This window comes from Ferrovibrio sp. GW821-FHT12D07 (assembly GCF_058807275.1).
The window spans coordinates 828,564-848,448 of the sequence record NZ_JBXAQN010000002.1; the positions used below are offsets into that span (position 1 = coordinate 828,564).

The following is a 19,885-nucleotide window of genomic DNA, read 5'->3' on the forward strand; positions in this document are numbered from 1 at the left end:
GCTTTAGTAGGCCGTGAACAGCACCATGAAGGCCGAGACCGTCACCGTGGCGATCAGAGTCGTCACCAGGATGGTGGAGGACGAGCGCTGCACATAGGTGTTCTGCTGGGTGGCGAGGATATAGACATTCGCCGCCGTCGGCATCGAGGCCTGAATCACTGCCACGGCGGTGAGGAATGGATCGAGCTTCAGCACATAGGCCGACAGAATCCAGACCACCAGCGGATGCACTGCCAGCTTGCCGATGGCGGTGAGTGAAATCTGCTCCAGTCCCTCGGCGATCGGCCGGCCCACCAGCGTGAGGCCGAGCGCGAACAGCGCGCAGGGCGCGGACGCATTGGCCAGCAGGTTCAGCAGGGTCTCGAGCGGTATCGGCAGGCTGAAGCCGGTGAGGCCCCAGAGCAGGCCGGCAAAGGTGGAGATGATCAGCGGGTTGCGCGACATGCCGATGGCGACGCGGCGGAAAATCGCGCCCAGCGAGGCATTGCCGCCATTCGAACCCTCGATCAACGCCGTGGTCAGCGGGATCAGCAGAATATGGTCGAAGACGATGATCAGCACGGCCGGCAGCACGGCGGCGTCGCCGAACAGCGTCACCAGAATGGGGAGCCCCATGAAGCCGACATTGCCGAAGCTCGCGCCCATGCCCTGCATGGCGCGCTCGCCCCAGGTGACCGGAAACAGCAGGCGGCTCAGGCCCACGGTGAAGGCATAGGCGATCAGGCCGCCGCCGCTGTAGGCCGCAACGAATTTCCAGTCGAAAGCCTCGAAGACCGGGGCCGCGGCCATCTTGGTGAACAGCATCGCCGGCAGCGCAAACCAGATCACGAAAGCATTGAGGCCGAGATAGGCCTGCGCCGTGATGATGCGCGTATAGCCTGCCGCATAGCCGACGAAGATCAGGCCGAAGAAGGGCAGCGAGACATTCAGCAGGGTTCCCATCGCAGCCTTCGCCTTCCCGTTATTCTGCCGGCTGCGGCGACAGCAGCCGCGTGGTGAAGGCCGCCCTGATATGATCGGGCATCGGGATCGACTTGCGCGCCTTTGTATCGAACATCACGGCGATGATCTCGGCCCGCGCCAGCGGCTGTTCCGTCTTGCTGTCGAGCAGGAAATGGCAGAACCGCCAGGTCTTCTCGCGCAGCTCCAGAACGGCGGTGCGGGTGTGATAGATGGTGCCGATATGCAACGGGCGATAATAGTCGATGGCATAATCCAGCGCCGCCGCACCCACGCCCAGTTCGCGCATCTTTTCCGCCGTCAGGTCGACACCGGCCAGCGTATGCGCCGCGGCTTCCGAAAAGCGTGCCATGTAGAAGCGCGTGGCCATGCGGCCGCTCTCTTCCGCCTGCCAGCGATCCACCATGCCGCGGCAGGTTTCGTACATGCCGTCCACCGGTGCCGCCGGCGCCGACGGGCCGCCCTGCGGCTGCGGCGCGTCTGGCGCTTTCAACTGCCGCGCCAGCGCTTCGCCGGCTTGCCGTATATCGGCGGGCAGCGCCAGCGGGCCGCCACCATCCAGCCGATCGATAATCACCACCGCCTCGCAGACTGCCGACAGCGTGCCGGTCTCGTCCTCATAAAGCTCGTGGCAGAGATGCAGGCGATCGGCCTCCATCTTGCGGATGCCGGTGCGCAGGCGCAGCACCGCGCCTTCATGGTTCTCACGCCGGAACTGGATGCGATGGCGCACGGGGCGCACAGCGACCTTGTCTTCCTTGCGGCGCGTTGGGCCATAGCCCAGCGCCAGCAGCACCTGCTTCTCGGCCTCGGCGAAGCGCGCCAGATAGAACTGCACGTTCATATGGCGATAAAGGTCACATTCCCAGGGCTGCACCGGGGCGCGCCCCGTCGGCAGGAAGCCGTCTTCCGTTGCCGGCACCGCCACCTGCCCGGCCGGCGCATTGGCATCCACCAGCACGGCCTTGAAGCCCGCTTCCAGGTCGGCCGGCAACGGCACGGCTTTGCGTGCCGTCAGGTCGAAGCACAACGCCAGCACATCGGCCTGCATGCTGAGCACACCGGTCTCGGCGTTGTAGACGCGATGGTGGAACTTGATCTTCTTGCCTTCGGCCAGGGTCACGCCGCTTTCCATGCGGATCGGATCGCCGGCATGCAGTTCGGAGACGAACCGCGTCTCGGCATTCACCGCGGCGATGCCCAGCTTGTGCGTCTTGAACGCTTCCTGTCCGAAGCCGGCCGCCAGCATCACGCTGGCCGCCGCGTCGCTGATGCGGGCGGTGTAAAACTGCACGTTCATATGGCCGTACTGGTCGCATTCCCAGGCGGCAACGGAACCGCGGTAGGTTTCGCGGAAATTGGTCACGGCAAACTCTCGATAGTGAATACGAAAAACCTGAGGCGGGTCTCTATGTTCGCCGCTTAAGCTACGGCGCGCAACCGCCCAATGAGCGCGTCCACATGCCGGCGCACGACGGCCTCGCCGCTGTCGCCCAGCACTTTCAGCCGGCCGGTGGTTTCCAGCATCAGTGCGCCGCCGATGGCCGCCACCAGCGACACGGTTTCGGCCCGCACGGCTTCAGGGTCCAATGCCACCAGCCGCCGCATGGCATCGCCCAGCACGGTATAGCCCTGGATCATCCGGCCATTGAGCAGGCGGTCCAGCTCCGGCGTCAGGCTGGTGGGACGAAAGCCCTGTCCCAGATAGAGGCCGAGATAAAGGTCGTCGGGCCGTGCGCGGTAGAAGCCGTAAAAGGCCAGCGCACCCGCCATCAGCTGTTCGTCCGGTGCGACCTTCGCCACCGCATCGCGCAGGTGTTTCTGCAGGTCGGCCAGCGAGCCCGCCAGCATGTCGGCATACAGCGTCTCCTTGCTGGAGTAATGCAGATACACCGTCCCGACTGCAACGCCAGCCTCGGCGGCAATTGCACGCAGCGTGGCGCCATCCAGGCCATCGCGGGCAAAGATGCCACGCGCCGCCTGCAGGATCGCATCGCGCTTGAAGGCGCGGACGGCGTCTCGCCGCCCGCTTTTCTTCTTTTCGATCAGGGCGGCTTCAGCGGGCATTTTTCCACGCCAGCGGGTCGCCGCCATCGCGTTCCTTCACGGCGGCCTTGAAGCCGATCTGCTCGCAGCGCGCCTTGAAGGCCACGCCCTCGGGCGAATGGCGGGTGATGCCGTCGAACAGCGTCGCCAGCGTCTGCGTCGAATTCAGGCCCATATTGTCATAGGCCTGATTGACCATCATCTTCTGCATCATCAGCTGGTTCTTCGGCACGCTGGCGATGCGCGCCAGCAGCGCCTCGACATGGTCGTCCAGATCGGCCTCGGGCACCGCGTCGATCACCAGGCCATAATCCTTGGCCGTCTTGCCGTCGATCAGGTCGCCGGTCAGCAGCATGCGCTTGGCCTTCTCGGCGCCCAGGCGATAGACCCACATCGCCGTGGTGGGACAGCCCCAGATGCGCGCCGGCGGATAGCCGATCCTGGCATCCTCGGCCATCACTACCAGGTCGCAGCACAGCGCGATGTCGCTGCCGCCCGCCACGGCGAAGCCGCGCACCTTGGCGACCACAGGCTTGAGCGACCGCCACAGACTCATGAAACAGTCGGTGGAATGCCGCATCCACTGGTAATCGACCAGCGGGTCCCAGGGCATGTCCTGGCTGCCTTTCACCGGGCGCGGCTTCTCGGCGTATTCCTTGAGATCGTAGCCGGCGCAGAAGGCGCGGCCGGCACCGGTCAGCGCGATGACATGCACATCGTCATCCTGGTTGGCGCGCTCGACAGCGGCCCGCAACAGGTCGGGCGTCTGTTCATGGATGGCGTTCAGATGCTCGGGACGGTTCAGCGTGATGCGGGCGATGCGGCCGTCGCGCTCGTACAAGACAATCGGCGGCTCTTTCTTTAGGGCCATGGCTTCCTCCGGCTTTCCGGAGAAAACAATATCAGGGTTCAGAAAAATGAACAGTGTTCATAATTTCAGTTCGCGATAACGGGCACCCGGCAGCGGATTATCATAATATGGCGGAATATCGGTAAAATTTAGAGCGTCATAGATGCGGTTCGCCGCCACCATCGAGGGGAAAGTGTCCAGCCGGATGGCGCGGTAACCCAGTCGGCGGGCCTCGCCCAGCACGGCATCGGTCAGCCGGCGGCCCAGATTATGGCCCCGGCCCTCGGGCTCGATATAAAGCCGCTTCATCTCGGCAATGCCGTCTCCCAGATCGCGCAGGCCCACCACCCCGACGATCCGCTCGCCCACGCGGCCCAGCAGCAGGGCGCCTTTTTGCGCCGGTGCATATTTGCCGGGCAGGCCGACCAGTTCGGCCTCGAAGCCCTGGAAGTCGAGGCTGAAATCCAGCGACGTCGCATAGGCGGTGAACAGCCGGCGCACCGCCGCAAGATCGTCAGCGGTGGCAGCGGGCTGGATGGTCACAGATGAGTCGGACATGGGAGTATCAGAAAAGAAAAGGGCGCGGCACACAACAGGGGAGTGCACCGCGCCCAACCGGCTTGCACCGGCTTTTCGGCGATTATCGGGGCAACCGCCGAAAACGAAATCTTCTGCCGCCTCTACAGCGTGATAAATCCTTCCAGAAATGGCTTGGCTGAACCGGCCATATGCACACGGTCGCCATCCAGCCGGCAGTACAGCGTGCCGCCACGAACCGAGGCCTGGTAGGCGGTGATCTCGGTCTTGCCCAGTCGTGCCGCCCAATAGGGTACGATGCTGCAATGGGCCGAGCCGGTGACCGGATCTTCGGGAATGCCCTTGGCCGGCGCGAAAAAGCGCGACACACAGTCGATGCCCGGCCGGTCGCCCGGCGCGGTCACGATCACCGCGAACTTGTCGAGCGTCATCAGCGCCATCATGTCAGGCTTCAGCGCCCGCACCGTGGCGGCGTCGTCATAGACCAGCAGGTAATCGCGCGCTGCCAGCACCTCGCTCGGCGCAACGCCCATGGCTTCGATCAGGCCATCGCCCGGCTTGACCGGCTCCGCCGGCCGGGCCGGGAAATTCAGCGCCAGGCGATCGCCCGCCGCATCGCGCGTCACCGTCAGCGTGCCGCTCTTGGTAAAGAAGTTGACGCTGCGTCGCGCGGTATCCAGCTTGTTGAAAATCACCCAGCTGCTGGCCAGCGTGGCATGGCCGCAGAGGTCGACCTCCACTTCCGGCGTGAACCAGCGTAGCCGGAAGCCCTCGCCTTCCCGAACGAAGAAAGCCGTCTCGGCCAGATTGTTCTCGGCGGCGATGCTCTGCATCACCTCATCGGGTAGCCAGCTTTCCAGCGGCATCACGGCGGCCGGATTGCCCTTGAACACCGCATCGGCAAAAGCATCGACCTGATAGATCGGCAGGCGCATCACCATGATCCTCAGACGAACAGCAGCAGGGCGGACAGCACGGTCAGCCCCGCCATGACGAGATTGAAGGTCAGCCGTGCGCGGTCACCGGTGAGGAACCGGCCGATGCCGACGCCGAACAGCGCCCAGAGCGATACGCAGGGCAGATTGATGATGGTGAAGATCACGGCGATCAGCGCCAGTTCGACGGCATAGTTGCCGCCCGGCGTGGTGAAGGCGGCAATGGCGCCCACCGCCATCATCCAGGCTTTCGGATTCACATACTGGAACAGCGCGGCTTCATGAAAGCGCATCGGTCGCGCCTTGCTCATGCTCTGGATATTGCCGGCGCGCGCCAGCTGCCAGGCCAGCCAGACCAGATAGGCGGCGCCCACGATCTTCAATGCGCCATGCAGCCAGGGCGTGGCGGTGACGACCGCGCCGACGCCAAGGCCGCAGACGATGATCAGCGAGAAGAAGCCGGCGCTGATGCCCAGCGCGTGCGGAATGGTCGGGCGGAAACCGAAGTTCGCGCCCGACGCAGTCAGCAGAATGTTGTTCGGCCCGGGCGTGATCGAGGTGACCACGGCGAAGATCACCAGCGGCACCAGCAGGAACACGGAATCAGGCGGAACGGCGGACATGGATGGCTTTCGGGAAAACCGGCGTCGCGGACAGTGGTGATGGCACCGTGCGACGCCGGCAGCCGGGGGGCTTAAACGCCGGAAGGCTAATAGAGGTAAGCGCGGGGGTTATCGAAGCCACACCGATTTGCTTGTCTCGCCATGGACGTCGGCTTTGCTCAGCCCGACGTCTTTCAGAATTTCAGGCGGCAGAGATGCCAGTTCGCTCCGTTCCCGGGCCTGGCGCTGCCAGTCGAGCAGCATCAGCACTACAGACGTCGCGCCCTGGGCGCTGACAGTCACAGTGCGGTCGATAACCCGGCCGATCGTGCTGCCCGCGCGTTCGACCGGGCCAATACCAGAAGGCCGATCGATTGTACCGATCCAATTTGACATGATATCCCTCCAATTTTGGATATATTCTAAGATTGAACCCGATCAATTCGGGCAATTGAGATAATTGATTGACTCTTTGATCGAGTCAATGCGAGTATTGTCACCATGACAATGTGGATCCCCAAACTCGAACACTTCCCCGGTCCGCGCTATCAGGCGCTGGCCTCGGCCATCGAGACCGCCATCCAGACCGGCGAATTGCCTGTGGGCGCCAAGCTGCCGCCCCAGCGCAACCTGGCCTGGAAGCTCGGCGTCACCGTCGGCACCGTCAGCCGTGGCTACATGCTGGCCGAGCAGAAGGGCCTGCTGTCGGGCGAGGTCGGCCGCGGCACCTTCGTGAAGCCATCGGAAGACGGCACGCCGATCACCGGCAGCAGCGAGATTCTCGCGCCCGACCAGATGGAGATTCCGCGGCTGAACACGCCCGGCGTGATCGAGATGTCGCGCAACGAGCCCAGCCTGCCCGATTTCGAAGAGATCATGCGCCGTTCGATGCAGCGCCTGGCTTCGCGGCGCGGCCTGCAGAACCTGCTGGGCTACAGCCGCACGCTGGGCGACCCGGCGCATCGCGCCGCCGCAGCCAAATGGATTTCGCGCGTCGGCCTCACCGTCGCGCCCGAGCAGATTCTCGCCACCGCCGGCGCGCAGCAGGCGCTCGCCATCGTCATCACCGCGATGACCATGCCCAACGAGATCATGCTGGTCGAAGCGCTGACCTATGGCGGCGTGCATGAGAATGCCCGGCAGCGTCCGGTCCGCCTCGAAGGCGTGTCGATGGACGAAGAAGGCATGATGCCGGAAGCGCTGGCGGAAGCCGCGCGCCGCACCGGCAGCCGGCTGGTACTGATCCAGCCGACCATCCACAACCCGACGACCGTGACGATGTCGGCCGAGCGTCGCGCCGCCATTGTGGCGGTCGCACGCAAATACGACCTCACCATCATCGAGGACGACGTTTACGGTTTCCTGATCCGCGAGCGGCCGCTGCCGCTGGCGGCGCTCGCGCCGGAACGCACCATCTATATCGCCAGCGCGTCCAAATGCATGGCGCCGGGCCTGCGCGTGGGCTGGATCGCCTCGCCGCCGGTGCTGGTCGAGCGCTTCACCGATGCCCTGCATGCCATCGCGGTCAACAATCCGCGGCTGAACCAGGAAATCGTGCGCCAGTGGATCGAGGACGGCACCGCCGCTGGCTTGGTCGACCGCCTGCGCGACGAGGCCGAAATCCGCAACATCATGGCCGCCGAAACCTTCGACGGCCTGACCATGCGCAGCCATCCGGCCAGCCTGCATTGCTACCTGGAGCTTCCCGCCCCATGGAAGCCGAACGAGTTCACCAACCAGGCGCTGGGCCAGGGCGTGCGTATCGCCAGCTGCACCAGCTTCCTGCTCGACACGCGCCCCAATCCGCCGCCGTGGGTGCGCATCTCGCTGGCACCCTCGCCCGACCGCAATGAGGTGAGCGAAGCGCTGCGCCGCCTGCGCAGCCTGATCGAGCGCGGCCCGGAAGCCCGCCAGTCTATCGTCTGACGCGCGTCCCTCGCCCGTGACCATCCTGCTTTATCTCGCCCCGATCATCCTGGTGATCGGTCTGGTGGCTACCGGCCGTGTCTCACTGATCAAGGCAGGCGTCGCCGGCCTGCTTGCAACGCTGCCCGCCGCTGCAGTCGCGCTGCATGGCGAGCGCGGCTTTGGCGAATTCCTGCTGATCGAAAGCCTGAAGGGCGCCTGGCTCGCCTGGCATGCCATCGCAGTAATCCTCGCCGGCCTGCTGGTGCATCACGTGATCAGCACCGCCGTGCCGAAACCGGTGGACGATGCGCGCAAGGACGTCGTGATCTCACGCCATCGCCAGGCCTATTTCGTCTGCTTCATCGCCGGCGGCCTGATCGAGGCGGCGGTCGGCTTCGGCGTCGGCTATGCGCTGGCCATCCACGGCATGCTGCGGCTGGGCGTGGCACCGCTGGCCGCCATCGCGGTGGGACTGTTGAGTCAGATGCTGGTGGTCTGGGGCGGGCTGGGCATCGGCACGGTGATCGGTGCAGCATTGGGCCATCTGCCGTTGCAGGCATTCGGCCTCTACAGCGCGATCCTGATCCTGCCCTTCGTGCTGCTGCTGCTGGGCTGGTTCTGGTGGTGGTCGCACAAGCTGGGGCTCGGCCTCAGCCTGCAGAACATGGCAATCGACCTGGGCTGGACCGGCGCCATGCTGGGGCTGCTTTACCTGGGCAACTTATACGCGTCGGTCGATACAGCCGGCCTGATCGCCACCGCGCCACTGCTGGCCCTGTCGCAGGTATTGAACCCGCGCCGCCCGGCTTGGAAGCCGATGCTGCGCATCGCGCTGCCGTATCTGCTGCTGATCGTGCTGCTGCTGTCGACGCGGCTGATCAAGCCGCTGTCGCAGTATCTGCAGGGCATCGCGGCGGCGCAGCCATTTGCCGACATGCCGGCATTCCCCTTCGCCTACCAGGCCGGCGTGATGCTGCTGGTCACGGCGCTGCTTTATGGCGCGCTGATATTGAAGCCGGCGCAGGGCATGCAGATTCTCAAACAGACCTGGCAGGCCGGCCGCGTCGCTGTCGCCACGACCTTGATCTTTCTGGTGATGGCGCGGCTGATGGCGGCAAGCGGCATTCCGGCCGAACTGGCGATGGCCTGGCAGGGTATCGCGGGCGAGCATGCGCTGCTGGCGACGCCGGTCTTTGCAGCGGTGGCCGGCGGACTGACGGGAAGCAACACGGCCTCCAACAGCCTGATGCTGCCGTTGCAGGCGGCACTGGCCGGATCGGCCGGTGCAAGCGTCTTATGGGTCAGCGCCTTACAAAACGTGACCGGCAGCCTGTTCACGCCGTTTTTCCCGGGCAAGGTGGCGATGGCCTGCGCCTTTGCCGGCTGCAGCGGCGCTGAGCGCCAGAGCTATCGCCTGATCCTGCCGCTGGTGCTGCCGCTGGCGATCTGCGGACTTATACTCGCAGCCCTGCTTTAGCCACGGTATGCGCGTGGTTGAGCGGGCCGTGGCCATGGCCGAAGCCCGGCGCGGTCTCGATCGCTTTGCGCACATAGGCACGGGCCTGCGTCACTGACTCTTTCAACGACAGACCGAAAGCCAGACCGGTCGCAATGGCGGAAGCCAGCGTGCAGCCGGTGCCGTGCGTGGATTTCGTAACAAGCCTGGTATCGACAAAGGGCGTCGCGCCGGCATCGTCGCGCAAGAGATCAACCAGCCGGTCACCCGGCAGATGGCCGCCCTTCAGCAGGACGGCGCGCGGCCCGAGCCGCAGCAGCGCATCGGCAGCAACCGCCATGTCGGATTCTTCCTCGACCTTCAGCGCCGACAGAACGGCGGCCTCGGGCAGATTGGGCGTAATGACCGTCGCGCGCGGGATCAGCTTCGTGCGCAGCGCTTCCGCCGCAGCCGGCTGCAGCAGCGACGCGCCGCCTTTCGCCACCATCACCGGATCAACCACCAGCGGCACGCCGGGGGCATATCGATCGAGTGCTGCCACGACGGCTTCGATGATGTCGGCGCGATGCAGCATGCCGGTCTTCACCGCATCGGCGCCAATATCCTGCAGCACGACGCGAAGCTGCAAGGCGATGAAGTCGGCCGGCACCTCGTGGATGTCGTGCACCGTGCGGGTATCCTGCGCGGTCAGGGCTGTAATGGCGGTCATGGCATAGCCGCCGAGCGCCGTCACGGTTTTTATGTCGGCCTGGATGCCGGCACCACCGCCGGAATCCGAACCCGCGATGATAAGGACGCGGCCTTTTTTCTGCGGCGCTGCGACGTTCATGCCGCCTGTTCCAGCGCGGTGACGATATCGTCGACCACGGTCTTGACCAGCGTCTCGTCCTCGCCTTCCGCCATCACGCGGATCAGCGGTTCGGTGCCGCTGGCGCGGATCACAAGCCGACCGCTCTTGCCCAGACGCTTCTCGCCGGCGTCGATGGCCGACTTCACCTTGGGCAGTTCCAGCGGCGCGCCGCCGCTGTGGCGCACATTGCGCAGCAGCTGCGGATAGGGCGTGAAGCGGCGGCAGAATTCGGATGCCTTCTTGCCGGACTCGCACAGCGCCGACAACACCTGCAGGGCCGCGACAATGCCGTCGCCGGTGGTGGCGAAATCGGACAGGATGATATGGCCGGACTGTTCGCCGCCGAGATTGTAGCCCTCGTTGCGCATGGCCTCGAGCACATAGCGGTCGCCTACCTTGGTGCGGATCAGGTTGACGCCGATCCCTTCCACGAAGCGTTCGAGGCCAAGATTGGACATCACGGTGGCAACCAGACCGTTTTTCGCCAGCCGGCCCTGCTGCAGCCAACTTTCGGCGATCACCGCCATGAGCTGGTCGCCGTCGATCACCTGGCCGCGCTCGTCCACCATCACCAGGCGGTCGGCGTCGCCATCCAGCGCGATGCCGATATGCGCGCCATGCGCCACCACGGCTTCCTGCAGGGCGCGCGGATGCGTCGAGCCGCAATCGCGGTTGATGTTGAAGCCGTCGGGCTTGACGCCCAGCGTGACCACCTCGGCTTCGAGTTCCCACAGCACGGCGGGCGCGACCTTGTAGGCGGCGCCGTTGGCGCAATCGACCACCACCTTCAGGCCGGCGAGCATCTGGCCCTTGGGCAATGTCGCCTTGGCGAATTCGATATAGCGGCCGTCGGCGTCATCCAGACGGCGGGCGCGGCCGAGCCGGGCCGCATCGGCCAATGCGGGCTGCGCCTCACCCAGGATCATGGCCTCGATCTCGGTCTCGGCCGCATCGGACAGCTTGTAGCCATCGGGGCCGAACAGCTTGATGCCGTTATCGTGGAAGGGATTGTGCGAGGCCGAGATCATCACGCCGAGATCGCAGCGCAGCGCGCGGGTCAGCATGGCGACAGCCGGCGTCGGCATCGGGCCGACCTGGAAGACATCCATGCCGACGGCGGTGAAGCCGGCCACCAGCGCCGGTTCGAGCATGTAGCCCGACAGCCGCGTATCCTTGCCGATCAGCACGCGATGACGATGGTCGCCGCGGGTGAAATAGGCACCGGCGGCCATACCGACGCGCAACGCCATGGCGGCGGTCATCGGTTCGGTATTGGCCATGCCGCGGATGCCGTCGGTGCCAAAGAATTTGCGGGTCATGCGACTCGGGTCCCGTTGCTTTTGTAACGCGGCGGACTATGCCACAGAAGCCGCGAAAACGGCAGGCTTTACGCTGTAAATCCGGGGTCGGCGCTGTTACGTCTCGTTACAATTCAAGCTCCGGGCCAGGCCCTTACAATGCCGGCGGCCTTGCGATGGCACGCCAGGTCTTCAGCGCCTGCGCGGTCTTGGCCACATCATGCACCCGCAGGATATGCGCCCCCTTCTCGGCCGCCCACAATCCGGCCGTGATGGAGCCCGGCACGCGCTGCGCCGGATCGCGCTCGCCCGTCAGCGCGCCGATGAAGCTCTTGCGCGACACGCCGATCAGCAGCGGGCAGTTCAGATCGGCGAAGCGATCCAGATGCCGCAGCAGGGCGAGGTTATGCTCCACCGTCTTGCCGAAGCCGATGCCGGGATCGACGATAATCTTTTCCCGCACAATACCGGCAGCAACACAGGCGGCGATGCGCCCGGCCAGATAGGCATGCACATCGGCGACGACGTCATGGTATTTCGGCGCCTGCTGCATGGTGCCGGGCTCGCCCTGCATATGCATGAGGATGACCGGCAGCCCGGTCTCGGCAACCGCCGCCAGACTGCCCGGGCCTTCCAGCGCCGAGATGTCGTTGATGATCGACGCACCCGCCGGGGCGGCGGCGCGCATGGTGGCGGCGTTGCGCGTATCCACCGAGATCGGCACGCCTATATCTTTCAGACCGTCCAGCACCGGCAGCAGCCGTGCGATTTCCTGCTCTGGTGTGACCACGGCAGCGCCGGGCCGCGTCGATTCAGCCCCCAGATCAAGGAGATCGGCGCCGGCCGCGACCATGGCGCGGGCCTGGGCGATGGCGGCCGAGGCATCAGACTTCAGGCCATCTCCCGAGAAGCTGTCATCGGTGACATTGACGATGCCCATCACATGGGGGCGCGACCAGTCGAGGCCGCATATGGGGGCATGCGTCACCACGATATCGAGTCCTGTTCCCGCGGCTTCATTCGGCTTCGTTTTCGTTCGTTTCGCTTCGTTTCAGTTCGTTTGGCTTCGTTTGCGTTCGTTTGCGTTCGTTTGGCTTCGTTTTCGTTCGATCCCGTTCGCGCCCGCTGGAGACCGCCGCGATATTCGTCCCAGCCGTGTTAACGGCTTTCGCCCGCCAAAGCGAGATTCCAGCCAGAGTCTGGCCTGAACGCACTCTGACGGGCGGGACAAAATGTTCTTATCATGTTCTCATCCGGAAAGCAAGATTTTCGGACTTTCCAGCCGGGCGCGGCACGGCGATAGTCGGCCGGTCTTCACCGCCCATCTTCAATTATGGAATACCATCGTATGACCCTCGAATTCCTGATCATTGCGCTGATCGTCGTCGCCACGCCGGGCACCGGCATGATCTACACCGTGGCCGCCGGGCTCTCGCGCGGCGCGCAGGCCAGCGTGGTGGCCGCCTTTGGCTGCACGCTCGGGATCGTGCCGCATATGATCGCCGCGATCACCGGCCTGGCCGCGCTGCTGCACACCAGCGCCGTGATGTTCGATGCGGTGAAATATGCCGGCGTCGCCTATCTGCTGTGGATGGCCTGGCAGACCTGGCATGACCGGGGCAGTCTGAGCCTCACCGGCAAGGGGCCGCAGAAGCAGTCATTCATGCAGGTGACGGTGGAAGCCATCGTGATCAACCTGCTCAACCCCAAGCTCTCGATCTTCTTCTTCGCCTTCCTGCCGCAGTTCATCGCCACCGACGAACCGGCAGTGCTGCCGCGCATGCTGGAAATGAGTGGCGTGTTCATGGCGATGACCTTTGTAGTGTTTGCCGTCTACGGCCTCTTTGCAGCGGCCGTGCGCGACCATGTGATCAGCCGGCCGACCGTGCTGTTGTGGATGCGCCGGAGTTTTGCCGCGGCTTTCGTGGCGCTGGGCGCGAAGCTGGCGCTGACGGAGCGGTGAGTAGATTGAGGGGGGTAACCCTCTCTTGCTCTTTATTACTATCCCCGGAGGCATCGTTGTCGTTGGGTCCGCGATTGGAATAGCAGAAGCCTTCGCCACAGGACTGAACAAGAGGATTAAAAGCATACTCCAAGACAAATAAGATGAACCTCTTGCGGCCAGCAGAAAAAGCACCCGGGATTTCCACCGGGCGCTTTTTAATGAGCCCTCGGCTCAGGGCCGGGGTGCCCTGCCCGGACAGTCAGTCAGATCAACGCATCGCCAGCATGAAAAGGCCGACAGCAACGGCGTTGTTGACGACATGCACGATCAGCGAGGCGCGCAGCGAGCCGCCGACATGGCGAACGGCAGCCAGGATGATCGCGGCCGGGATCAGCAGCAGTGCGCGGCCCAGGCCGTCTGGCAGATGCAGCATTAGCCAGAACAGGCTGGTGGCAAAGCCGGTAGCCGCGACGCCCCAGCGCTGGCGCAGCCCGGTCCATAGCCAACCCCGGAAGAACATCTCTTCGGCGACGGGCGCGACCAGAACAATGCCCAGCACGCCGACGATCCGCGCGATCCAGTGCAGGTCGATCCATTGCTGGCGAAGGGTTTCGGGATAGAGCGCCGAACTGAGCGTGGCGATCAGAACCACATAACAGATCAGGACCGATGCGAGCGCGACGACGGCGAGAGGCTGCCGGACCGGGAGATAGCCAAGACCCGCCGCCAGATTCCCGTCGCCAAGCCGGCGGCCATTGCGCACCGACGCCCAGGCCAGCGTCGCGAAAACAGCCGCACCACCCACAAGGCCGGCTGTCACCATGAGATTGGACGCGGAGAAGATGGTCTTCAGGCCAATGACGCCAGCGAAAAAGCCGATGATCAAGCCGCAGACGATACTGGCCATGAAAGCGCCCATGCACCAGAGCAGCGCCCGGCCCAGCAGCCTCCATGGTCCCGCCGGCCTGACGGCCGCCTTCTCAGGCTCTGAGCCGTATACAGGCTCCAGCACCGGCGCCGCCGGCGCAGCAGCCGGCATGGTCTCGTCAGCGGTCGACATCGTGAGTCCCCCCTCTTCGTCTGCCCCATGAAGAAGGTGCAGGGCAGATCGCGACGGCACAAGGTCTTTTCCGTGAAAAATACCGGCCATAACACCGGCCATGAAAAACGCCCGGTGTTTCCACCGGACGTTTTCGTATTCACGTGATGCAGGCGTCGTTTACGCGCCGGCCAACTCTTTGGCGCTTACGCGCCGGGCTGCGGCTCCGGTTCGAAGCCGGGCTTGCCACCGCCGCGCGACGACGTCGGCACGGCCGAGCGCGGGCCGCTGTCGCTGCCCGGGGTGGGCGTGCGGTCGTCGGTGCGGATGATCGGCTCGCCACGCAGCAGCGCGCGCACCTCGTCGCCCGACAGCGTCTCGTATTCGAGCAGCGCCAGCGCGATCTTGTCGAGGTCGCCGCGATAGTCGGTCAGGATGCGGCGTGCGGTGCCTTCGGCGGTGTCGATGATGCGACGCACTTCCTCGTCGATCAGCTTCGCCGTGGCGTCCGAGACATTCTTGCGCTGTGTGACCGAATGGCCGAGGAAGACCTCTTCCTCGTTGTCGGAATAGCGCAGGCGGCCGAGCAGGTCGCTCATGCCCCATTCGGTGACCATGCGGCGGGCAAGGCCTGTCGCCTGCTGGATGTCGTTGGAGGCGCCGGTGGTGATGTTTTCCTTACCAAACACCAGCTCTTCCGCCATGCGGCCGCCGAACATCATCGCCAGACGCGATTCCAGTTCGAGCTGCGACATCGACAGACGATCCTTTTCCGGCAGCGACATGGTGACGCCCAGCGCGCGACCGCGCGGGATGATCGTCACCTTGTGCAGCGGATCATGCTTGGGCACGTTCAGGCCGACCAGCGCATGGCCCGCCTCGTGGAAGGCGGTGAGGCGCTTTTCCTCTTCGCCCATCACCATCGAGCGGCGCTCGGCGCCCATCATCACCTTGTCCTTGGCATGCTCGAAATCGGCCATGGTGACGACGCGCTTGTTGCGGCGGGCCGCGAGCAGCGCCGCCTCGTTCACCAGGTTGGCCAGATCGGCGCCGGAGAAACCGGGGGTGCCACGGGCAATGATCTTGGGTTCCACGTCGGGCGCCAGCGGCACCTTGCGCATATGGACGCGCAGGATGTGCTCGCGGCCGATGATGTCGGGGTTCGGCACCACGATCTGGCGATCGAAACGGCCCGGACGTAGCAGGGCGGGATCGAGCACGTCGGGGCGGTTGGTGGCGGCGATCAGGATCACGCCTTCGGTCGCCTCGAAACCGTCCATCTCGACCAGGAGCTGGTTCAGCGTCTGCTCGCGTTCATCGTTGCCGCCGCCCAGGCCGGCGCCACGATGGCGGCCGACGGCGTCGATTTCGTCGATGAAGATGATGCAGGGCGCGTTCTTCTTGGCCTGCTCGAACATGTCGCGCACGCGGCTGGCGCCGACGCCGACGAACATTTCGACGAAGTCGGAACCCGAGATGGTGAAGAACGGCACGTTGGCTTCGCCAGCAATCGCACGCGCCAGCAGCGTCTTACCCGTGCCCGGCGGACCGACGAGCAGACAGCCCTTGGGAATCTTGCCGCCGAGGCGCTGGAATTTCTGCGGGTCGCGCAGGAAGTCGACGATCTCTTCCAGCTCGGACTTGGCTTCCTCGATGCCGGCGACGTCTTCAAAGGTGACGCGGCCATGGCGCTCGGTCAGCAGGCGGGCCTTCGATTTGCCGAAGCCCATGGCCTTGCCGCCGCCCGACTGCATCTGGCGCATGAAGAAAATCCACACGCCGATCAGCAGCAGCATGGGGAACCAGCTGATCAGGATCTGCACCAGCGTGTTGCCCTCTTCCGGCGGGGCGGCCGTGACGCGCACGCCGCGCTCGGTGAGCTTGCTCACCAGCGTCGGGTCGTTGGGCGTGTAGGTGGAGAAGCTGCGGCCGTCGCGGAAGTGACCGGTGACGGTGTTGCCGCCCTGGATGGTCACGTCGGTGACCTGGCCGTTGGAGACGTCGTTGAGGAAATCGGAATAGGCGAGCGACTGGCTGCCGCCGCGCACGCTGGGGCCCTGGAACAGGTTGAACAGAGCGACCACCAGAAGCGCGATGATCACCCACAGGGCCAGATTACGACCGAACATGTTCACGGAAGCTGTTTCCTCATCAAAAAACCGCCGGTTGGAATGGGTTCCAAGCCGGTGGAAAAATTCTAGCCGATTTCAGACGGCCCAGACCATAGATATGACCCCGGCGGGGCTAAACAAGCAGTTAGGCCGGCGTTTTTAATAAAGGTCTCAGGGATTTTCGCCGGTCATGGCCTCGGCCGGCGGCATCAGGCTGGGCCGGAAGGCGATCTGCAGCCCGGCGGGCGGGATTCCCCAGCCCAAAGCCGGAACGGCCAGCAGTTTCCCGGCCTTCCACAGCGCCGGCAGCGCCGGCCAGGCGATTTTGGGCACAGCGGTACCCACATCCGCGGGTTTGTGACGGTCCAATCCCCTGGCCAGGGGGGCGAGCGTCAGTCCGGTCGGGATTTTAGCGATTGTGACACGGAAGCGGCCGTCCCACAGCAGGCCGTTGCGCACCGGTTCGGCCACCGGCAGGTGGCGCGCCTCGCGGCAGACCAGCAGCTGCGTCCCCACCATCCGCAGCTGGCAGCGATGCAGCGTCTGCGGCGCGACGGTTTTGGCGCGCAGGACATCCAGCAGGCGTTCCAGCCGGTCGAGCCGGGGCGGCAGCGGGTCACCGCCGATGGCGCTCAGCAGGCGACTTAAAGCGCGCAAGGCAATCTCGTCATGGGCCGCGCCCAGCACCGCGCGATCGAGCCAGGCGATGCCGGCCGGATGCAGCCTGACCGCGCGATGCAGCAGGTCGTAGGCGGTCTCGTCCAGCAGCGCGCGGGTGCGGGCGAAGTTGCGCGCGGTCTGCGCCAGATGCGCCACCATCTCGGCGCGGCTATCCGCGTCGTTGTCGCTCAACACATCCAGCGCGCGCCGCAAGCGCACGCGCATATAGGCGGGATCGGCATTGGACGGGTCTTCGACCCAGCGCTGGCGGCGCTTTTCCAGGGTCGCGACCAGCCGCGCCTTCGGGATATCGAGCAGCGGCCGCAGCACGGTGAGCCGGTCGTTGAAGGCGCGCACCGGCGCCATCGCCGCCAGGCCATCCACGCCGGAGCCACGCAAGCTGCGCAGCAGCAGCGTCTCGGCCTGGTCGTCGCGATGCTGGCCCAGCAACAGCACGGGGATGCCGGCATCGGCGCAGGCGTCTTCCAATAATTTATAGCGCGCTGCACGAGCGGCAGCCTGCTTGTTGGCTTTGGGCTTGGCGCCGCGCCAGACCAGACGCTCGGCCGGGATGCCGGCGGCTTTCAGCCAGGCGAGCACCTGCTTCGATTCAGCGGCCGACTCCTTGCGCAGGCCATGATCGACGATGAAGGCAGTGAGCTTGATCTTCTTCGTCTTGGCCCAGTCGCGGGCCAGCAGCGCCAGCGCCATGCTGTCGGCGCCGCCGGAGACGGCGACGGCGATATGTTTGACAGCACGCGGCAGCAGCGGCTGCAGCAGGCGGCCGAAGTCGGCCGCGCTCACCGCCCCCGCTGTCATGACAGGATCAGCCGCGGCAGCTCAGCTTGGACCGCTCGCGCACGGCGGCGTCCTTCACATGCGGCAGCGCGTCGGGGAAGTCCTTGTTGAGCTGGCCGAGCGCGGCGCAGGCCTCGGGCGTCTTTTTCATCGCCGCCAGCGACATGCCCAGCTTGAGCAGGCTGTCGGGCGCCTTGCCGCGGCTGCTGCCCTTGTAGCCCTGATAGCCCTGCAGGAAGGCCTGGCTGGCGGGCTCGTACTGGCCGCGCACGTAATAGGTCTCGCCCAGCCAATACTGGGCGTTGCCGGCCAGCGCGTCTTTCGGATGCGCGCTCAGGAATTCGCGGAAGGCGGCTTCGGCATCGGCATAGTCGCTCTGCACCAGCAGCTTGTAGGCGTAGTTGTAGCGCTCCTGCGGCGTGCCATTGGGCAGCTTGCCCTTGCCGCTGGCCGGATTGCCGGCTGCAGCCGGCGGCGTGGCGGCCGCCTGCTGATTACCGCCGCCCTGGATGGGACGACCCTGTGCATCGGCCGGCATGGCGCCGAGGAAGCCTTCCTTGGTCGGCGCCTGACCCGGCGTCGACGAGGTCGAGCCGCGCACCACCGGCGTGCCCGGCGCGGCGACACCCTGCTGGGCCGGCGTCGGCTTCACCTGTTCGACACTGCCGGTCTGCTGGCCAGCGCCCGGCGCGGCCCCGCCGCGCTCGAGCTGGTTGAGACGGAAATCGACATCCTCGGTCAGCTTGTCCATGCGGCGGTTGGCCTGGCTGGCGGTGAATTCCACCTCTTCAAAACGACCGGTGAGCTGGCGGATCTGGTTTTCCAGATCGTCGATGCGCCCGTTCAGGCGGTTGGCGGCGCTGGAGCCGTCGCCGGTCGTCTCGGTGAGACTGCCCGAACCGCTGCTGCCGCCACCGCCCGCGCCGGGGGGCGTACCGCGATAGACCTGGCGCTGCAGGGTGCGGAGGTCGTTTTCGAGACGGTTGAGGCGCTCGGCGGCATCCTGCGCCAGTGCAGGCAGAGCAGCACCGGCAAGCAGCAACGCGACGGCCGAGATACGGAGAATGGAAGACGCAGACATGGCAAACCCCAGCGGTAGGCCGACCGCTAAAAAGCGAATCGGGCGGAAAACCGAGTTTATCGATTTTATCGCGGTTTACGTCAAAAGCATGGCGTCCCGCAACGCCGGGACGCCCCTGGCCGATACAAATGCGTGACCAAGACGGATTGGTGCGCGACCAAGAAGACAGGCCCCGCCGGATGGGCGGGGCCTGCGCGGTCGGTGTTAGTTCGCCAGAACGGTCACGCCGCGGCGGTTCTCGGCCCAGGAGGCCTCGTTGCCGCCCAGCGCCACCGGGCGCTCCTTGCCATAGGCGACAATGGTGACGCGCGCGGCCGGGATGCCCTGGTTGACCAGGTAATTGCGCACCGTGGTGGCGCGGCGCTCGCTGAGCGCCAGGTTGTATTCGCGGGTGCCGCGTTCGTCGCTGTGACCTTCGATCACGATGCGATACTGGGCGTTCTGGCGCAGGAAGGCGGTCTGCTTGTCCAGCGTCTGCTGGCCGGCCGGCTTCAGGGCGTAGGAGTCATAATCGAAGAAGACGCGGTCGCCGACATTGGCGGCGAACTGGCGCTGCTGGTCTTCCAGGCTGCCGGCGCCGACGCCGCCACGGCCGCTGCCCTGCATCAAGGGGCCGCCCGACATGCTGCCGCCACCGCCCGAGGAACTGACCGGCTGCGGCGCGCTTTCGCAAGCCGCCAGACCGAGAACCAACATGGCCGCAAACGCCGACCGCACCATCATCTGACTCATTTTCATCGGGATAGTCCCTTTTCTTGCTCTGCCTGATTGTTAGGAAGCCTGCGCTTCATGGCGGAAACGCGCGCGCA

General features: G+C 65.3%; 19 protein-coding genes. 3 read left to right on the forward strand and 16 right to left on the reverse strand.

What is annotated here, in order from left to right:
- Window positions 1–3 precede the first annotated feature (3 nt).
- The 8 genes from AC1RRE_RS15820 to AC1RRE_RS15855 all read right to left on the reverse strand — a co-directional run bounded on the left by AC1RRE_RS15820 (window position 4) and on the right by AC1RRE_RS15855 (window position 6,326).
- Window positions 4–942 carry an AEC family transporter gene (locus AC1RRE_RS15820; protein ID WP_492982172.1) on the reverse strand — a complete coding sequence of 313 codons (939 nt, stop codon included), beginning with the start codon at window positions 940–942 and terminating at the stop codon, window positions 4–6.
- A gap of 19 nt (window positions 943–961) precedes the next feature.
- Entirely contained in the window at window positions 962–2,326 is a 1,365-nt protein-coding gene (locus AC1RRE_RS15825) for an acyl-CoA thioesterase (RefSeq protein WP_492982174.1), read from the reverse strand.
- A 56-nt stretch (window positions 2,327–2,382) separates the two neighbouring features.
- Window positions 2,383–3,027, reverse strand: coding sequence for a TetR/AcrR family transcriptional regulator (locus tag AC1RRE_RS15830; RefSeq protein ID WP_492982176.1), 645 nt, complete (start codon window positions 3,025–3,027; stop codon window positions 2,383–2,385).
- Window positions 3,017–3,877: a crotonase/enoyl-CoA hydratase family protein gene (locus AC1RRE_RS15835; protein ID WP_492982178.1), complete on the reverse strand. Its 861-nt coding sequence runs from the start codon at window positions 3,875–3,877 to the stop codon at window positions 3,017–3,019. Before AC1RRE_RS15835 ends, AC1RRE_RS15830 begins: the two co-directional genes overlap by 11 nt.
- A gap of 57 nt (window positions 3,878–3,934) precedes the next feature.
- The gene (locus AC1RRE_RS15840; protein WP_492982180.1) at window positions 3,935–4,414 is read right to left on the reverse strand and encodes a GNAT family N-acetyltransferase; all 480 of its coding nucleotides are present in this window, start codon (window positions 4,412–4,414) and stop codon (window positions 3,935–3,937) included.
- A gap of 122 nt (window positions 4,415–4,536) precedes the next feature.
- On the reverse strand, window positions 4,537–5,334 hold the full coding sequence (locus AC1RRE_RS15845) for a PhzF family phenazine biosynthesis protein (protein ID WP_492982182.1): 798 nt from the start codon (window positions 5,332–5,334) through the stop codon (window positions 4,537–4,539).
- 5 nt (window positions 5,335–5,339) lie between these two features.
- Entirely contained in the window at window positions 5,340–5,951 is a 612-nt protein-coding gene (locus tag AC1RRE_RS15850) for a LysE family translocator (protein ID WP_492982184.1), read from the reverse strand.
- Window positions 5,952–6,059: 108 nt separating this feature from the next.
- On the reverse strand, window positions 6,060–6,326 hold the full coding sequence (locus tag AC1RRE_RS15855) for a DUF1127 domain-containing protein (protein ID WP_492982186.1): 267 nt from the start codon (window positions 6,324–6,326) through the stop codon (window positions 6,060–6,062).
- Window positions 6,327–6,431: 105 nt separating this feature from the next.
- On the opposite strand from AC1RRE_RS15855, the gene AC1RRE_RS15860 reads away from it, so the two are divergent.
- On the forward strand, window positions 6,432–7,856 hold the full coding sequence (locus tag AC1RRE_RS15860) for an aminotransferase-like domain-containing protein (protein WP_492982188.1): 1,425 nt from the start codon (window positions 6,432–6,434) through the stop codon (window positions 7,854–7,856).
- 16 nt (window positions 7,857–7,872) lie between these two features.
- A complete protein-coding gene (locus AC1RRE_RS15865) occupies window positions 7,873–9,315 on the forward strand; it encodes an L-lactate permease (protein ID WP_492982190.1) in 1,443 nt (480 codons plus the stop codon).
- On the opposite strand, the gene thiD is transcribed toward AC1RRE_RS15865, so the two are convergent.
- From thiD to folP, 3 genes are all read right to left on the reverse strand, one after another.
- A complete protein-coding gene (thiD, locus tag AC1RRE_RS15870; RefSeq protein WP_492982192.1) occupies window positions 9,293–10,123 on the reverse strand; it encodes a bifunctional hydroxymethylpyrimidine kinase/phosphomethylpyrimidine kinase in 831 nt (276 codons plus the stop codon). The two genes, AC1RRE_RS15865 and thiD, sit on opposite strands and share 23 nt — an antisense overlap.
- Entirely contained in the window at window positions 10,120–11,463 is a 1,344-nt protein-coding gene (gene glmM / locus AC1RRE_RS15875; RefSeq protein WP_492982194.1) for a phosphoglucosamine mutase, read from the reverse strand. The genes thiD and glmM overlap by 4 nt, the downstream gene beginning before the upstream one ends.
- A 133-nt stretch (window positions 11,464–11,596) precedes the next feature.
- Window positions 11,597–12,433, reverse strand: coding sequence for a dihydropteroate synthase (folP, locus tag AC1RRE_RS15880; protein WP_492982196.1), 837 nt, complete (start codon window positions 12,431–12,433; stop codon window positions 11,597–11,599).
- Window positions 12,434–12,790: 357 nt separating this feature from the next.
- Here folP and AC1RRE_RS15885 point away from each other — a divergent pair, with 357 nt between their 5' ends.
- Window positions 12,791–13,405 carry a LysE family translocator gene (locus AC1RRE_RS15885; RefSeq protein WP_492982198.1) on the forward strand — a complete coding sequence of 205 codons (615 nt, stop codon included), beginning with the start codon at window positions 12,791–12,793 and terminating at the stop codon, window positions 13,403–13,405.
- Window positions 13,406–13,655: 250 nt separating this feature from the next.
- Here the strand turns inward: AC1RRE_RS15885 and AC1RRE_RS15890 are convergent, their stop codons facing one another.
- The 5 genes from AC1RRE_RS15890 to pal all read right to left on the reverse strand — a co-directional run bounded on the left by AC1RRE_RS15890 (window position 13,656) and on the right by pal (window position 19,814).
- On the reverse strand, window positions 13,656–14,447 hold the full coding sequence (locus AC1RRE_RS15890; protein ID WP_492982200.1) for a CPBP family intramembrane glutamic endopeptidase: 792 nt from the start codon (window positions 14,445–14,447) through the stop codon (window positions 13,656–13,658).
- Window positions 14,448–14,632: 185 nt separating this feature from the next.
- Window positions 14,633–16,561 carry an ATP-dependent zinc metalloprotease FtsH gene (ftsH, locus tag AC1RRE_RS15895; protein ID WP_492982202.1) on the reverse strand — a complete coding sequence of 643 codons (1,929 nt, stop codon included), beginning with the start codon at window positions 16,559–16,561 and terminating at the stop codon, window positions 14,633–14,635.
- Window positions 16,562–16,708: 147 nt separating this feature from the next.
- Window positions 16,709–18,016, reverse strand: coding sequence for a tRNA lysidine(34) synthetase TilS (gene tilS / locus AC1RRE_RS15900; protein WP_492982203.1), 1,308 nt, complete (start codon window positions 18,014–18,016; stop codon window positions 16,709–16,711).
- 7 nt (window positions 18,017–18,023) lie between these two features.
- Window positions 18,024–19,076, reverse strand: a complete 1,053-nt coding sequence (gene ybgF, locus AC1RRE_RS15905) for a tol-pal system protein YbgF (RefSeq protein WP_492982205.1) — start codon at window positions 19,074–19,076, stop codon at window positions 18,024–18,026.
- Between the two features lie 204 nt (window positions 19,077–19,280).
- A complete protein-coding gene (gene pal, locus AC1RRE_RS15910) occupies window positions 19,281–19,814 on the reverse strand; it encodes a peptidoglycan-associated lipoprotein Pal (protein ID WP_492982207.1) in 534 nt (177 codons plus the stop codon).
- Window positions 19,815–19,885 lie beyond the last annotated feature (71 nt).

Excerpts from the sequence above, each read along its gene's own strand:
- ybgF (WP_492982205.1), bottom strand. The coding sequence starts at position 19,076 with ATGTCTGCGTCTTCCATTCTCCGTATCTCGGCCGTCGCGTTGCTGCTT.
- AC1RRE_RS15850 (WP_492982184.1), bottom strand. The coding sequence starts at position 5,951 with ATGTCCGCCGTTCCGCCTGATTCCGTGTTCCTGCTGGTGCCGCTGGTG.
- glmM (WP_492982194.1), bottom strand. The coding sequence starts at position 11,463 with ATGACCCGCAAATTCTTTGGCACCGACGGCATCCGCGGCATGGCCAAT.
- AC1RRE_RS15885 (WP_492982198.1), top strand. The coding sequence starts at position 12,791 with ATGACCCTCGAATTCCTGATCATTGCGCTGATCGTCGTCGCCACGCCG.
- AC1RRE_RS15840 (WP_492982180.1), bottom strand. The coding sequence starts at position 4,414 with ATGTCCGACTCATCTGTGACCATCCAGCCCGCTGCCACCGCTGACGAT.
- pal (WP_492982207.1), bottom strand. The coding sequence starts at position 19,814 with ATGAAAATGAGTCAGATGATGGTGCGGTCGGCGTTTGCGGCCATGTTG.
- AC1RRE_RS15820 (WP_492982172.1), bottom strand. The coding sequence starts at position 942 with ATGGGAACCCTGCTGAATGTCTCGCTGCCCTTCTTCGGCCTGATCTTC.
- AC1RRE_RS15855 (WP_492982186.1), bottom strand. The coding sequence starts at position 6,326 with ATGTCAAATTGGATCGGTACAATCGATCGGCCTTCTGGTATTGGCCCG.
- AC1RRE_RS15835 (WP_492982178.1), bottom strand. The coding sequence starts at position 3,877 with ATGGCCCTAAAGAAAGAGCCGCCGATTGTCTTGTACGAGCGCGACGGC.
- AC1RRE_RS15860 (WP_492982188.1), top strand. The coding sequence starts at position 6,432 with ATGACAATGTGGATCCCCAAACTCGAACACTTCCCCGGTCCGCGCTAT.
- thiD (WP_492982192.1), bottom strand. The coding sequence starts at position 10,123 with ATGAACGTCGCAGCGCCGCAGAAAAAAGGCCGCGTCCTTATCATCGCG.
- AC1RRE_RS15830 (WP_492982176.1), bottom strand. The coding sequence starts at position 3,027 with ATGCCCGCTGAAGCCGCCCTGATCGAAAAGAAGAAAAGCGGGCGGCGA.
- AC1RRE_RS15845 (WP_492982182.1), bottom strand. The coding sequence starts at position 5,334 with ATGGTGATGCGCCTGCCGATCTATCAGGTCGATGCTTTTGCCGATGCG.
- tilS (WP_492982203.1), bottom strand. The coding sequence starts at position 18,016 with ATGACAGCGGGGGCGGTGAGCGCGGCCGACTTCGGCCGCCTGCTGCAG.
- AC1RRE_RS15890 (WP_492982200.1), bottom strand. The coding sequence starts at position 14,447 with ATGTCGACCGCTGACGAGACCATGCCGGCTGCTGCGCCGGCGGCGCCG.